The organism is uncultured Gemmiger sp. (assembly GCF_934561205.1).
Lineage (GTDB): Bacteria > Bacillota > Clostridia > Oscillospirales > Ruminococcaceae > Gemmiger.
In genome coordinates this window covers 1-14,238 of record NZ_CAKTFU010000006.1, presented here as the reverse complement: position 1 = coordinate 14,238, position 14,238 = coordinate 1, and the positions used below count along the sequence as shown (strand labels likewise).

Annotated in this window: 13 protein-coding genes and 4 tRNA genes; 8 read left to right on the top strand and 9 right to left on the bottom strand. The window is 60.2% G+C overall.

Going from position 1 to position 14,238, the window contains the following annotated elements; all coding sequences use genetic code 11:
• Positions 1 to 90: 90 nt before the first annotated feature.
• The 3 genes from Q0I19_RS05115 (at position 91) to nrdR (ending at position 4,455) form a co-directional block, all read left to right on the top strand.
• A complete protein-coding gene (locus tag Q0I19_RS05115; RefSeq protein ID WP_294759096.1) occupies positions 91 to 1,371 on the top strand; it encodes an aminotransferase class I/II-fold pyridoxal phosphate-dependent enzyme in 1,281 nt (426 codons plus the stop codon).
• Between the two features lie 269 nt (positions 1,372 to 1,640).
• The gene (gene secF / locus Q0I19_RS05110) at positions 1,641 to 3,956 is read left to right on the top strand and encodes a protein translocase subunit SecF (protein ID WP_294759093.1); all 2,316 of its coding nucleotides are present in this window, start codon (positions 1,641 to 1,643) and stop codon (positions 3,954 to 3,956) included.
• A gap of 25 nt (positions 3,957 to 3,981) precedes the next feature.
• Complete coding sequence (gene nrdR, locus Q0I19_RS05105; protein WP_294759092.1) at positions 3,982 to 4,455, top strand: transcriptional regulator NrdR; 474 nt, start codon at positions 3,982 to 3,984, stop codon at positions 4,453 to 4,455.
• Here nrdR and Q0I19_RS05100 read toward each other — a convergent pair.
• Together Q0I19_RS05100 and Q0I19_RS05095 are read right to left on the bottom strand one after the other, a co-directional pair.
• A complete protein-coding gene (locus Q0I19_RS05100) occupies positions 4,435 to 4,803 on the bottom strand; it encodes a DUF4363 family protein (protein ID WP_294759091.1) in 369 nt (122 codons plus the stop codon). The two genes, nrdR and Q0I19_RS05100, sit on opposite strands and share 21 nt — an antisense overlap.
• The gene (locus Q0I19_RS05095; protein WP_294759090.1) at positions 4,800 to 5,441 is read right to left on the bottom strand and encodes a YetF domain-containing protein; all 642 of its coding nucleotides are present in this window, start codon (positions 5,439 to 5,441) and stop codon (positions 4,800 to 4,802) included. Before Q0I19_RS05095 ends, Q0I19_RS05100 begins: the two co-directional genes overlap by 4 nt.
• 58 nt (positions 5,442 to 5,499) lie before the next feature.
• Here Q0I19_RS05095 and Q0I19_RS05090 point away from each other — a divergent pair, with 58 nt between their 5' ends.
• The 3 genes from Q0I19_RS05090 to Q0I19_RS05080 are packed head-to-tail and all read left to right on the top strand — an operon-like array spanning position 5,500 to position 8,802.
• On the top strand, positions 5,500 to 6,942 hold the full coding sequence (locus tag Q0I19_RS05090; RefSeq protein ID WP_294759089.1) for a spore germination protein: 1,443 nt from the start codon (positions 5,500 to 5,502) through the stop codon (positions 6,940 to 6,942).
• Positions 6,932 to 7,927: a hypothetical protein gene (locus Q0I19_RS05085; protein ID WP_294759088.1), complete on the top strand. Its 996-nt coding sequence runs from the start codon at positions 6,932 to 6,934 to the stop codon at positions 7,925 to 7,927. Before Q0I19_RS05090 ends, Q0I19_RS05085 begins: the two co-directional genes overlap by 11 nt.
• Positions 7,903 to 8,802 (top strand): hypothetical protein, encoded by a 900-nt coding sequence (locus tag Q0I19_RS05080; protein ID WP_294759087.1) that lies wholly within the window; start codon positions 7,903 to 7,905, stop codon positions 8,800 to 8,802. Before Q0I19_RS05085 ends, Q0I19_RS05080 begins: the two co-directional genes overlap by 25 nt.
• On the opposite strand, the gene Q0I19_RS05075 is transcribed toward Q0I19_RS05080, so the two are convergent.
• From Q0I19_RS05075 to Q0I19_RS05065, 3 genes are all read right to left on the bottom strand, one after another.
• Entirely contained in the window at positions 8,789 to 9,970 is a 1,182-nt protein-coding gene (locus tag Q0I19_RS05075; protein WP_294759086.1) for a DHHW family protein, read from the bottom strand. The genes Q0I19_RS05080 and Q0I19_RS05075 overlap by 14 nt on opposite strands.
• 16 nt (positions 9,971 to 9,986) lie before the next feature.
• Entirely contained in the window at positions 9,987 to 11,378 is a 1,392-nt protein-coding gene (locus tag Q0I19_RS05070; RefSeq protein WP_294759085.1) for an MBOAT family O-acyltransferase, read from the bottom strand.
• Positions 11,379 to 11,454: 76 nt separating this feature from the next.
• The gene (locus Q0I19_RS05065; protein WP_294759084.1) at positions 11,455 to 12,015 is read right to left on the bottom strand and encodes a DUF4358 domain-containing protein; all 561 of its coding nucleotides are present in this window, start codon (positions 12,013 to 12,015) and stop codon (positions 11,455 to 11,457) included.
• 229 nt (positions 12,016 to 12,244) lie between these two features.
• Between Q0I19_RS05065 and Q0I19_RS05060 the strand changes: the two genes are divergently transcribed.
• Positions 12,245 to 12,763, top strand: coding sequence for a Gx transporter family protein (locus tag Q0I19_RS05060; RefSeq protein WP_294759083.1), 519 nt, complete (start codon positions 12,245 to 12,247; stop codon positions 12,761 to 12,763).
• A 120-nt stretch (positions 12,764 to 12,883) separates the two neighbouring features.
• Positions 12,884 to 13,420, top strand: a complete 537-nt coding sequence (locus tag Q0I19_RS05055) for an NADH peroxidase (protein ID WP_294759082.1) — start codon at positions 12,884 to 12,886, stop codon at positions 13,418 to 13,420.
• 351 nt (positions 13,421 to 13,771) lie between these two features.
• Here the strand turns inward: Q0I19_RS05055 and Q0I19_RS05050 are convergent.
• From Q0I19_RS05050 to Q0I19_RS05035, 4 genes are all read right to left on the bottom strand, one after another.
• Positions 13,772 to 13,846: transfer RNA gene (locus tag Q0I19_RS05050), tRNA-Cys, on the bottom strand.
• A 43-nt stretch (positions 13,847 to 13,889) separates the two neighbouring features.
• A tRNA-Gly gene (locus tag Q0I19_RS05045) sits at positions 13,890 to 13,965 on the bottom strand.
• 39 nt (positions 13,966 to 14,004) lie between these two features.
• A tRNA-Phe gene (locus Q0I19_RS05040) sits at positions 14,005 to 14,080 on the bottom strand.
• A gap of 3 nt (positions 14,081 to 14,083) precedes the next feature.
• A tRNA-Asp gene (locus Q0I19_RS05035) sits at positions 14,084 to 14,160 on the bottom strand.
• Positions 14,161 to 14,238 lie beyond the last annotated feature (78 nt).

Genomic DNA, 14,238 nt, shown 5'->3' with positions numbered 1-14,238 from the left:
CATATCGTATATAATGTAGTGTATGCCTTTGTATGCGTCTGAATAGAGGGGACGCATAACGGCAAAAAAACAAACAGGGGGAAATGGAAAATGGCTGATTATTTTGCAATGAATGTCGATGAGCTTACCGCCGAAAAGGCCGCGCTGGAATCTGAGTACAAAAAGTATCAGGCGATGGGTCTTAACCTGAATATGGCGCGCGGCAAGCCCGGTCCTCACCAGATGGATCTGGCAATGGACCTTTTGAAGATGGATGATTACACCACCGATGAGGGCACCGACGCCCGCAACTACGGCAATCTGGAGGGTCTGGACGAGGCCCGCAAGCTGTTTGCCGACGTGATGGGCACGACCGCCAGCGAAATTTTTGTGGGCGGCAACTCCAGCCTGCAGCTGATGTACAACCTTGTGACCATCGGCTATATCTTCGGTTTTCAGGATTCGCCCTGCCCGTGGTCGCAGGTCGAAAAGCGCAAGTTCCTTTGCCCTGTGCCCGGCTATGACCGCCACTTTGCCATCACCGAGGATCTCGGCTTTGAGATGATCAACATCCCCATGTCCGAGTCCGGCCCCGATATGGATATGATCGAAAAGCTCGTGGCCGAGGACGATACCATCAAGGGCATCTGGTGCGTGCCGCAGTATTCCAACCCCGACGGCTACACCTACAGCGACGAAACCGTCCGCCGCTTTGCCGCTATGAAAACCGCCGCGCCCGATTTCAAGATCTTCTGGGACGAGGCGTACATCGTCCACCACCTGACCGAGCAGATCATCGAAACGCCCGTGCTGCTGAATGAAGCCAAAAAGTACGGCACCGAGGATCGCGTGTTTATGTTCACCTCCACCAGCAAGATCACCTTCCCCGGTGCCGGTGTGTCCGCGATCGCCTGCAGCGAAAACTCCATGAAGTACATCTGCCGCCGTTTCTCGACGATGATCATCAGCTACGACAAGATGAACCAGCTGCGCCACGTCCGCTTTTTGAAGGACAAGCAGGGTGTTCTGGCCCACATGGCCAAGCATCGCCGCCGTCTGGTGCCCTGCTTTGACGCCGTCAAGACCGCGTTTGCCACCGAGCTGACCCCCTGCGGCGACATCGCCCACTGGACCAACCCCAAGGGCGGTTACTTTATCAGCCTGTATGTGCTGCCCGGCTGCGCCAAGCGCGTTGCCACCCTGTGCAAGGAATGTGGCCTGACCCTGACCGGCGCAGGCTCCGCCTACCCCTACCACAAGGACCCGGACGATTCCCACCTGCGCATTGCGCCCACCTATCCGAGCCTGGATGAGGTCGAAACCGCCTCGGCGCTGCTGTGTGTCTGCGTGCGTCTGGCCGTTGTGGAAAAGCTGCTGGCAGACAAGCAGTGACCCCTTGCTTTAAGCAGCACCGCGGTTCTTGCTGCGGCGCTGCCTAAAGGCAATACCGCATAATTCTAAGTGCCGATACGGCGAGCGAGGTGCGGCAGCTGCTAAGCCAAAAGTGCAGATAATACTGGATGTCTTATCGAGCATTTTGGCAACGCAGATGCCGTGCCGCAGCCGCCGAAGCGGTGCTTAAGCCGTAAGGCGGGAATTGTGCGGCGTTGCCTATAATATAATCCCGCCCGCAGGCGCGGGCAAGTTTTTTGGAGGTTTCTATGAACAAAAAAGGGAAGTCATGGCCGCTATTCGTCGTGGCAATTCTGATCGTGGTATTTTCCCTGACTGCGATTCTCGGTGTCAGCTATCAGTACGGCGACACCAAAAACACCTACGTCAAGGGTGCATCCGACATCCGTTTCGGCATTGATATCCGCGGCGGCGTGGATGTCACCTTTATGCCCGCGAATGACGTGGACGCCACCGATGAGCAGCTTTCTGCCGCCAAAACGGTCATCGAGGATCGTCTGGTGGGTCTTGGCATCACCGATTACGAAAGCTACATCGACACCAACAAAGACCGTATCATCGTTCGTTTTCCCTGGAAAACCGGCGAGTCTGACTTCAACCCCCAGACCGCTATCGATGAGATCGGCACCACCGCCAAGATGGTGTTCCGCAAGGGTTCTTCCGCCGACGGCGAGGAGATCCTCAGCGGCGACGACGTGACTTCCGCCACCGTCGGCTACAACGAGACCGAGGGCTGGGTCGTTCAGCTGCGCTTCAGCACGCAGGGTTCCGCCGCTTTTGCGGATGCCACCACCGAGCTGGCGGGCGGCAGCACCCCCATCTCCATCTGGCTCGATGACGAAAGCATCTCCGTTGCCACCGTCAACGAGGCCATCACCAACGGCGAGGCCATCATCAAGGGCAACTTCACCCAGGAGAGTGCCTCCTCGCTGGCCAACCAGATCAACTCCGGCTCGCTGCCGTTTGCCCTGTCTGCCGAGAGCTACTCCACCATCAGCCCCACCTTGGGCGCCAAGAGCCTTGAGGTCATGGTACTGGCGGGTATCATCGCCTTTATCATCGTCGCTGTGCTGATGATCGCCCGCTACCGTCTGCCCGGCACCATCGCCGTCATCTCTCTGGCCGGTCAGGTCGCCGCCACGCTGGCTGTGGTTTCCGGTTATTTCCCGGTATTCAACGGTTCCACCCTGACCCTGCCCGGCATCGCCGGTATCATCTTAGGCATCGGCATGGGCGTTGACGCCAACGTCATCACCGCTGAGCGCATCAAGGAAGAGCTGTCCAAGAACAAGACGCTGGACGGCGCTGTCAACAGCGGCTTCAAGATGGGTCTTACCCCCATCATCGACGGCAACGTCACCATCGTCATCGTTGCCGCCCTGCTGATGGGCGCTTTCGGCCCCACCGACGGCTTCTGGGCCAAGGTCTTTAACCCCATCTTCTGGTGGTTCGGACCCTCCACCGCCGGCACCATCTACTCCTTCGGCTTCACCTTGCTGACCAGCGTTTTGCTGAACTTCGTGTTCGGCGTGGGTGCCACCCGCGTGATGATCCGCGGTGCCATCCACTGCAAGGCGCTGCGCAGCCCCGCCCTGTACGGCGGCAAAAAGCAGGGCGGTGCTGACTACAAGACCCCCGCGATCCGCTTTATCCCCAACCGCAAGAAGTTCTACGGTTTCTCCTGCGCGCTGATTGCCGTGGTGCTGGTGTTCTGCGGCGTGTTCGGTGTGCACATGGACGTCGAATTCAAAGGCGGCTCCATGGTCACCTTGGCGTATCAGGGCGAGGCCGACCTCAGCGCCCTCAAGTCCACCATCAGCGGGGAGCTGAACCAGTCCAACCTGACTTTGCAGACCGGCTCCGACATTTCCGGCAGCCAGACCCTGACCGTCACCCTGCCCGGCAGCCAGACCCTGACCACCGAGCAGCTGGACAACCTGCTGAGCACCCTGAACGAGCAGTATCCCGACAATGCCTTCACCCAGAATGAGGTCAGCAACGTCGATGCCACCATCGGCAAGGAATTCCTGCTCAAGAGCGTTGTCGCGCTGGTCGCCGCCTGCGTGCTGATCATGCTGTACGTCGCCTACCGTTTCCGCCGCATCGGCGGTTTCAAGGCCGGTGCCACCGCTGTTGTGGCGCTGCTGCATGACCTGTTTGTGGTGTTCGGCGTGTTTGTCATCCTGCGCATCCCCCTGAACGGCAACTTTATCGCCGCCATGCTGACCATTCTGGGCTACTCCATCAACGATACCGTCGTTATCTACGACCGTATCCGCGAGAACAGCGCCCTGTACAGCAAAAAGCAGCTCAGCCTGCCGGAGCTGGTCAACCTGTCCATCAACCAGAGCTTCTCCCGCTCTTTGATGACCACCATCACCACCTGCTGCGCCCTGGGTGTCGTCTGCGTGGTGTCCATCATCTACCGTCTGGACAGCATCTACACCTTCGCATTCCCGCTGCTGTTCGGTATGATCAGCGGTGTGTACAGCACCATCTGCATTGCCACCCCGCTGTGGGTCGACTGGAAACAGCGCAAGAAGGCTGCCCCCAAGAAGGATTGATTTTTCGGCAAGGAGGTTTCCGTTTATGAAATGCCCCTACTGCGGCGAGGTCGACTCCAAGGTCATTGACTCGCGCCCCACGGAGGACGGTGAGCGTATCCGCCGCCGCCGCGAGTGCCTGAACTGCAAAAAGCGCTTTACCACCTATGAAGTCGTGGAAACGGTGCCCCTGATGGTGATCAAGAAGGATAAATCCCGCGAGGTCTTTGACCGGCAAAAGCTGCTGAACGGTATGCTGCGCGCCTGCCAGAAACGCCCCGTGAGCTACCAGCAGTTGGACGAAGCCGTAGAGCGCATTGAGCAGCAGCTGCTCAACTCCTATGACCGTGAAGTTCTCTCGATGAAGATCGGTGATCTTGCCATGCAGGAGCTGAAAAAGATGGACGACGTCGCCTATGTGCGCTTTGCCTCCGTCTACCGCCAGTTCAGCGATGTCAACACCTTTATGGAAGAGCTGAAGGACATGCTGGACAACCGCTCAAAAGCTGCCGAAAAATGATGCGGTAAGCTGCCGCAGCTGGCACCTTGCACGGGCGGTCTCCACCCAAAGGTCGGCTAAATTGTCCTGCTGCGCATAGCCCGGCAGACACGCCAACGTCTGCTGCAGGGCCTCCAACGTGTTGCGCCGCACCAGCAGTCTCCACAACCGCATAGCATGTTCCGCCTCCGCCGCCGCTTCTCTGTAAGCGGCGGCGGAGGTTTTGTATTGCCCGCTTTGCGCCAGGGTGCAGGCAGCCTGCAGCGCCGTATCCACCCGCGCCGTGCTTTGCCGCAGATATATCCCTGCCGCGCTCAGCGCGGCTACCAGCGCCGCCAACATCAGCAGGGCCGACAAGCTGCGTTTCATCTCTTAGCCTCCTTTTTGGGCACCAGCAGCGTATCCTGCCCGTTATAATACAGCATCAGCACGCGGCTTTTCGCGGTGCCCTGCGCCTGCAGCAACGTCGCCAGCCATACCTCGTCCCTGCCAAACGCCCGCAGACAGTCACCGTACACAACGCCGTCCAGCAGCAGCGGCAGGTAGGGCGGCGGCTCGCCGCCCTGCGCATAGGGCACCGCATTCAGCCGCCCGCCCGGCTCCATAACCGCCCACAGCACCCGCGCGGGGGTGTCGATTTTCTGCCCGCGCAGCGCCTCGGCCAGGTCGCGTCCGCTGATGCGCAGCCTTTGCAGGCTGTCCTGCTGCACCTCGCCCCGCAGAATGACCGTGACGGGTTTGCCGAACAATACCCGCGTGTAGCGCGGCCACCGCCAGGAGGCCGCCGCGTGTAATATTTCCAGCGCCGCCAACAGAAAAATCGGCACCAGCCCCGCCAAAAGCGGCAGGTCCGGCTCATCAATGCAGAGGGTCGCCACGTTGGAGACCAAAAGGGTCGTCACCAGCTCACCGGGCTGCAGCTCGCCCAGCTGGCGCTTACCCATGCACCGCATCGCCGCCACCACCGCCGCATACAGTACGACCGTCCGAAACAGCAAAGAAAACACCGTAAGCCCCCTCATAATTTGCGCCCGCCGGGCCACACTATGGCCGGGAGGGTTTGCCATGTCACAAAAAATCAGCGTGTCCCTGCAAGAGAATCTTGCCTATCTGAAAAACAATTTTGCCGTCTCGGATGACTTTTATACAAAGCCGCTGCAAATCAGCGGCATCTGCTGCGCCGTGGCCATGTACACGGGGGTGTCCAGCGCCGAGCGCCTGTGCCGCCTGGCCCTGGATATGCTGGACCGTGACCCCGTCGTCCTGCAGGGCGGGGCAGGCCTGTGCCGCTTCCTTTTGCAGCAAAGCCGCATCCCCACCGAGCCGCAGCCCGTCACGGACTGGCAATCGGCCGCCGAGTTCTTGTCCGGCGGCATGACGCTTCTGTTCATTGAGGGCTTTGGCGGGGCGGTCGTGCTTTCGACCCAGGATATGCCGGGCCGCAGCGTGGGCACCCCGCAGGGGGAGGGCAACCTGCGCGGGGCACAGGACGCCTTTACCGAGCATCTGCGCAGCAATCTTTCGCTGCTGCGGCGGCAGTTCCGCAGCGGCACACTGGTGGCGGAGATCGCCACCGCCCACAGCCGCGCCAAGACCGAATACTGCCTTTGTTACGACCGTGCGCTGGCCCCGCCCGACCTCGTGGACGCGCTGCGCAAAAAGCTGGCGGACGTTGAGATACCCGTTCTGCTGGACAGCGCCTACTTTGCGTCCTTCCTGAAGCAGGACAAGCTGAATCTTTTCCCGGCAGCCGCCTACACCGAGCGCCCGGCCACCGTCTGCGCCCGCCTGTGCGAAGGCAAGGCCGCCGTGCTGGTGGCGGGCAGCCCCTATGCGCTGGTGGTGCCCGGCTTTTTTGCCGAGCATTTTGAATGTCTGGACGACTATTCCTCCGGTGCGGTGTTTGCGGGGCTGATACGGCTGCTGAAATATCTGGCCTTTCTGTTGGCGGTATTCGGGCCGGGGCTGTATGTCATGGCCGTGGCGTTCACGCCGGAAATCATCCCCCTGCAGCTTTTGGCCAAGCTGGCCCGCGGCGAACAGGCAACCCCCTTGCCGCCCATGCCGGAAATGCTGGGCGTGACCCTGCTGCTGGAGATCGTGCGCGAGGCAGGTCTGCGCGCGCCGCAGTCCATCAGCCACACGGTCAGCCTGGTGGGGGCGCTGATCCTGGGCGAGACTGCCGTTTCGGCGGGCATCCTCAGTGTGCCTATCCTGACGACCGCTGCCGCCGCCACCGTGGCCACGCTGGCGGTTCCTTCCCTGTATGAGCAGACCATTCTGTTCCGCTTTGCGGTCATTCTGCTGGCGGGCTGCTTTGGCGTGCCGGGGCTGGCCGCCGCCGCGCTGACCGTCCTGGCGATGGCCTGCGGCAGTGAACCCTTCGGCTATGACTATCTCTACCCGCTGATGCCGCCGGGGCCTGCCGCCTGGCGGGACGGCTTTGTGCGCAGCATCTGGTCCAGGCTGGCCAAGGCAGGGGAGGTGCTCGGCCGCGATGAAACGTGAATCCCCAAACCTGTTTGCCGCCTTGCTGGTGGGGCTTTTGTCCAACGTGCTGCTGCGCAGCCAAACGGCCTACCTGCCGCGCGCGGGCTTTTTTGCGGCGCTGCTCTGTGCGCCGATTCTGGCGGCCGTGTGCCTGCTGTTTTCCTATGGCTTTTCGGTGGCAGGGGTCGGGCGGGCCGTCGCATGGCCCTTTGCCGCCCTGCTGGTTTTCTCCTGCGTGTTGGAAATTTTGCGCCTGGCCGCGCTGATACAGCGCATCTACCCCGGCAGCATCCGGCTGTCTGCCGTCTGCCTTTTGCTGCTTTTGCCCGTTTTGTACCTGCGTCGGGTGTCGGCTTTATCCCAAAGCGCCTACGCCGTTTTGTGCCTTTTGGCGGGGGCGGGGGTGCTGCTGCTTTTGTCCGCCGCGCCGTTTCTGCGCCTGCCCAACCTGTCGGTACGTCCGCTGACGCCGGCACAGCTGGGCACGGCAGCCGCCGACCAGCTGACGCTTTTCCCCGAATACCTGCTGCCCGCGCTTTGGCCCGCACCGCAAAAGCAGGACCGCCGCACGGCGGGCAGGCTGGCGGCGCTTGCCCTGGGGGCGGACGTGGGCGCACATTTTTTGCTGGCCTTGTTTTACGGCGATGCCATGTTTCGGCAGGCAGACCCGCTGCATGCCGCCGCCCGCAGCGGCGGTGTTTCGGTGTTTCATCGGCTGGACTGGCTGCAGCTGACCCTGTGGGTGATGGCCGTCACACTCAAAATCGCGCTCTATCTGTACGCCGTCACCCGTCTGTCCGGCGGGGAGAATCGCAAAAATGCAACGTCCTTGCGTGATTTTCCTCTGTTCATCGGCGGCGTTTGGTTTTTATGCGTTGTGCTTGGCAAGCTGGATCTGGATGCCGCCTTTCGGCTGCGCAGCACACTGTGCCTGCTGTTGGCGGGTACCGTCATTGCGGGAGGGGGGTTGGTATCGCTATGCAAAAAAGGTTCGTCCCGCTGATCGCCGCGCTGCTGCTCTGCGGCTGCGCGGGCACATCACTCTCGCAGCGCACCATCGTGCGGGCGGTGTTCTGGCAAAGGCAGGGCAGCGGCTACACCGCCACCCTGCTTGCCGCCGACCCGAAAAGCGACACGGCCGAAGCCTGTACCGTAACCACGGCATCCGCCGCAACGCCCGCACAGGCGCTCTCCGCCGCCGAGGAGGCCCTGCCCGGCGAGGTCTTTTACGGGCAGCTGGAGTTGGCCGCCTTTCCCGACAGCTCCACTTGGCAGCAGGCGCGGCAGCTGGGGGAACTATTGTACGAGCGTGCCGCCCCCGCGCCTGAGATCTCCCTTTTTCTTGTGCAGACCCTCGGCAGTGACCCCGCCGCACTTTTGCCCGCCATGCAGCAGACGCTGCGGCAAAATCGGCTGCATTTCGGTTTACAGCAGCTTTTCAGCAGTGATGCGGGGTTTGTTATCCCTGTGTTTCGCCCCGAATGCTACGCCATGCGGCTGCTGACACCCGACGCCTCCGTGTTGTACGAGCAGCCCCTGCAAGCCCAACTGGCTGCGGTTCTGGCAGGCCACGCCGGGGCGCTGCGCTGCCGCTTCGGCACCTGTAGCGTAAACGCCAAGACCAACCTTGTCTGCGACGGAGAAACGCTGTACCTCTATCTGCGCGATACGCAGCTGCAGAAGCCGTCGGATGCCCCCGTCAGGCAGGATGTCTCTGCCACATTGGAAACCGCCCTGTGCGCCGCCTACGGGGCGCTGTGCGGCGATGCGGCCGCCGCAGGGGCGGACCTCTACCATTTTGCATTCTGGCGGCAGTGCGCCAACAAAACAGGGGCTGCGGACAAACCGCAGCCCCCAAGGCTGATTATTGTATCGTAGTGGGTCGTGTGATATAGATCAGGTTGGCATCGCTGATAAAGGTCTGGAAGTTGTACAAGATCAGCACCTCATCGTAGCCCTCTTTTTCTATCGTGGAATCCAGGCCGTACTTGAAATTGCGGAAATCCACCACGCCGATCTTCTTGTAGTTGGCGGTCAGGTAGGGCACAAAGCTGTTGGCGTAGCTGTCCTTGACCACCAGAATGCTGCCCTTGCCGTCGCCCTCGATTTCGGAGTAGCCGTTGTTGCCGTCCAAAAAGGCGGCGTACTTATCCCGCGCGGCAAATTTTTCGGTGTTGATCAGGGTTTCGGTGGTCTGCGGCTCGTACTGCGCCTCGCCCACAATGCTGAAAATCGTCATCCGGTTGGGCAGGGGATAGTAGACGATCTCGTCATTTTCCACGTTCCACAGCCGCGTGGCGGAGTAGTGCGTGCCCTGAAAATCCGGCACAGTCACAGCCTCGTGCGCGGCGGTGTCAAAGGGGGTCAGCCCCTTTTGGCGGCAGAACTGCTCATACGCGCGGTAGGCGCCGTGGGTCGTCCAGTGGTGGTCGGTCTTAAAATACAGGTACTCCTGCTTGTCGGCGGTAAAGGTTTCGCGCAGGTCGATGACATCGGCCGTCTTGGATACCTCGGCAAAAATACCGTCCAGCAGGGCATTCTCGTCCGCCATCGGCGCACCTACGGGCAGCATTTCGGGGTAGATGACGCTGGCCGAGGGGGCCAGCAGAAACGTCACCTTGCCGGGGTGGGCGGCGGCAAACGCGCTGACCGCCTGTACATTTTTGTCCAGCTGTTTTTGGGCGGCCTCGTTCACGGTAAACAGCTTTGTGAACATCCAATGCTCTTTGCCCAGCAAGATGCCGTTTTCCTCCGCCTTGGCAAACAGTGTCTCGTCCACGGCGCGCTGGGTGTTCACCCAGACATCGCGCAAGGCAATTCGGTCCTGCATCCAGCGGCCCAGCCCCGCCTGCCAGCTGCCGTCCAGCACATCCTGCACGCGGAACGCCGGCAGTGCCGCCGCCTTGCGGTTTTCCAGCTCCAGCACATCACGCTTGGGCCACACCAGGTTGACCGCCGCAAAACCGAACAGCAGCACGGCCGAGAGCGTCAGCAGGGGATAGCCCCGTTTCTTGCCCGCATTTTTGCGGTAAATGACCTTGTCCATACAGGGTATCCTCCTTTCAGAAATTGGCGTACAGCGCCGTGGCATTGGTGGCAGCCACCACATAGGCCACACTCAGCACCGCAACAGCGGCAAACAGCGCCAGCCGCACAGGGGTGCAGCGCTCCAGCTTTTGCCAGAGCTTGCGCGGCAGCGCCGAGGAAAACACACCGCCCAGCAGCAAAAATACCCCGTAGTTGCGCAGGTAATACATCGCCGAGATGCCCCCCTGCGGCACAAACAGCTTTTGCAGCAAAAGCCCCAGCGGCGCACCGGGCTGGTTGGCGGTAAAGATGCCCCAGCCCACCACCACAAAGAACAGGGTGTACAGGTGCGGCCAGACACGCCCTTTTTTGAGGTACGGCAGCAAAAATTGCTTTTCCACCGCCAGCAGCACAAAGTAGTACAGCCCCCACACAATAAAGTTCCAGCTTGCGCCGTGCCAGATGCCGGTGGCCGCCCACACGGCGAACATATTCAGCATCTGGCGGGCAGCGCCCCTGCGGTTGCCGCCCAGCGGGATATAAATGTACTCGCGGAACCAGCCCGACAGCGAGATATGCCACCGGCGCCAGAACTCCGTGATGCTGCCGGAAATATACGGCAAATCAAAGTTGGCGGCACATTCAAAGCCCAGCATGGCGGCCAGGCCGTTGCTCATGGCGCTGAAGCCTGCAAAATCCAGGTACAGCTGCAGGGAATACGCCAGAATGCCCAGCCACGCCAGCGGGGTGGAGACATTGGCCAGCCCCACGCCGCCCGTGCCGATGATGTCGCTCCATAAGGCGCCGATGGAATCCGCCAGAATGACCTTTTGCGCCAGACCGAAAACAAACAGCTCGCAGCCCGTCTGCGCCAGCGCGGCGGTGCAGCGGTCGCGGGTGTTGTGCAGCTGCGGGGCCATGTCGCGGTATTTGATGATGGGGCCTACGATCAGCTGCGGGAAAAACAGCACATAGACGGCAAAGGTCACGGGGTCTTTTTCCGCCTTGATCTTTTCGGTGCAGATATCGGCCTGATAGCTGATGATCTTAAAAATATAGTAGCTGATGCCGAGCGGCAGCACGGCGCCGACGTCCAGGCGGGCAATGCCCAGCTGCGTCAGGCTGTTCAGGCTGTCGATCAGGAAATTCGCATACTTAAAATACACGAGTGCCGCCAGGTTGACCAGCACCGATACCGTCAGCAGCAGGGGACGCCGACGGGTAAAAAACTCCTCCAGCAGGCCCCAGATGTAGTTGAATACCACCAGAAACACGATCAGCGGCAGGTACTGCACCCCGGTCCAGCAGTAAAAGGCAAGGCTTTCCAGCAGCAGAACGGCGTTTTTCAGCTTGCCGGGCACCAGATAATACAAAAGCAGCGCCAACGGCAAAAAGCCGAACAGAAACACAACACTGTTAAAAACCATGCTAGGCTCTCCTCTTTTGAAAGTGGTAAAAAACAAGGCCGCTGCCGTAGGGCAGCGGCCTTGTTACGGCTCAGGTTCAGTTCAGGGCAGCGGCAATGGCGGTGTCGATGTCCGCGTAGTCGGGGCCGCCCACACCGGCGATCACCAGCACCACGCAGTCGCCTTTGCTGACAATGCGGGCGTCCTTGGCCTGGGCGACCTTGTCGGCAAACTCGGCATACAGGTCGTTGGCGGCCAGGCTGTCCTTGTAGGCGTTCAGCTCGGCCTCCACGTCAGCGGCCTTGCCGGGCTTGGCCTGCACGGCAAATACCAGGCCGCAGTCTGCCTGATCGTTGGTCACATCGCCCTTGTAGGCCTCGATGTTGTCCATCGTCAGCAGCAGCTCATTCTGCACCGAGAAATCGTCCAGCGCGCGGGGGTTGGCGATGGGGTTGACGGCCTCCAGCGCCGAAACAATGCCGTCCAGATCGACGGTTTCGGCAGCCGGGGTGCTGTCCTGCGCAGTGTCGGAGGAAGCCGCCTCACTGCTCACGGCAGAGGAAGCGGGGGTGGATTCGGCACTGCCGGAGGAAGCGGCGGCACCGCCGCAGCCGGTCAAAAGCAAAGCGCACAAGGCAACAGAAAGCAGTTTTTTCATAAAAGAGAATTCTCCTTTTGTGTTTAGTAACGGCAGCGCCGCACGGGCGGGGCATCGCTGCATACTATTAGAATACACTATTTTGAGTGGTATTTCAAGACGTTTCGGTCGAATGGCGGGCCGCAGAGATTGTAAATTTTTTGTGCTTTGCGCCGCGCGCTTGACTTTGCGCGGCAACTGCCGTAAACTCAAGATAGAAGGTAAAATCCACAAGGAAAGGTCACTTTGCATGAGAAACCGCACCGCCCGCACCGTGGCCCGCAACGGAATGCTGTTTGCGCTGGCCATCGCGCTTTCTTATCTGGAAAGCATGGTCACGCCGCTTTTGGGGCTGATGCCCGCCATGAAGTTAGGGCTTGCCAATCTGGTGGTCATGTATGCGCTGCTGTTTGTGCGCCGCCGCGATGCCGCCGCACTGGTCCTGTTGAAGGCGCTGTTCGCCCTGCTGACGCGCGGGGCCACCGCGGGGTTTTTGTCGCTGTGCGGCGGCGGACTGTCACTGGCCGTGCTGCTGGCGCTGAGTTTTCTGCCCTGTGTCGGCGGGTACATTTTTTGCGTCAGCGGCGCACTGGCACACAACATCGGCCAGCTTTGCGGCGCGGCGCTGCTGCTTTCGGATGCCGTGGCGCTGGGCTACGCGCCCGTGCTGCTGGTGGCGGGGCTGGTTGTGGGCAGCCTGAGTTATATGGTAAGCAAGGCACTGTTCAGGGCACTGCCCGCAGCAGGGGAGAGCCGTGTTCATTTTTAAGATTTATTCCTAATTTATTTTGCAAACCTATTGACAACGCAGATTATGTGCGGTATAATACAGGCAGAAAGACAAGAATTTGTCTTATAAATGTGATAACAATCAACAGGAGGCACCACTATGACTAAATATGTTTGCACCGTTTGCGGCTACATCGCCGAGGGTTCTGTTCCTGATTTCTGCCCGGTCTGCAAAGCACCGGCCTCTAAGTTCATCGAAAAGAAAGAGAACACCTACGTCACCGAGCACGTCGTCGGTCTGGGCAAGGACGCCCCCGAGGAGATCGTGCAGGGCCTGCGCGAGAACTTCCAGGGCGAGTGCAGCGAGGTCGGTATGTACCTGGCCATGAGCCGCGTTGCCGACCGCGAGGGCTACCCCGAGATCGCCGAGGCCTGGAAGCGCTACGCCTTTGAGGAGGCAGAGCACGCCGCCAAGTTTGCCGAGCTGCTGGGTGAGGTCGTGACCGACAGCACCAAGAAGAACCTGCAGATGCGCGTTGACGCCGAGTGCGGCGCCTGCGCCGGCAAGATGGACCTGGCCAAGAAGGCCAAGGAGCTGAACCTCGACGCTATTCATGACACCGTGCATGAAATGGCCAAGGACGAGGCCCGCCACGGCCGCGGTATGCAGGGCCTGCTGGACCGCTATTTCAAATAATCGACACCGAAATACAGGTAAAGGGGGGGAGCGCCCGTTGGGCGCTCCCCCTTAGTTTGTCAATAAACGAATGGGACGATTGCGAACCTTCGGCAGGTTTGTAGGGACGCATAGTTGCGTCCCGTGGGGTTTACCCGGTAGGAAATAACGGTATGATTGCAGCGGGCGGCATATATGCCGCCCCTACAAGCCAACCCATTCTATTCATTATAGTATATGGTCGCGGGCGGGGCATGCCCCGCCCCTACGCCGTAACATATTTTTTTGCCCCGTAGGGCGGGGTGACAGCCCGGAGCAGGGGAGACCCCCAAAACAAAAACCGCTTTCAAGCTTGCACTTGAAAGCGGTTTGTGGAGGTGACGACCAGATTTGAACTGGTGAATGAAGGTTTTGCAGACCTTTGCCTTACCACTTGGCCACGTCACCATATTAGTGAAAAACCGGCATAGGAGCCGGTTTCACTGTTTTTTGGAGCGGCCGACGAGGCTCGAACTCGCTACCTCCACCTTGGCAAGGTGGCGCTCTACCAGATGAGCTACGGCCGCATAAAAAGTACGTTCTTTATAAGAGAACGTACAAGAACTTGGTGCCTCCGATCGGAATCGAACCAATGACACGGGGATTTTCAGTCCCCTGCTCTACCGACTGAGCTACAGAGGCAAATGGCGACCCGAATCAGGCTCGAACTGACGACCTCTAGCGTGACAGGCTAGCGTTCTAACCAACTGAACTACCGGGCCACACATGGTGGAAGTTAACGGGCTCGAACCGCTGACCCTCTGCTTGTAAGGCAGATGCTCTCCCAGCTGAGCTAAACT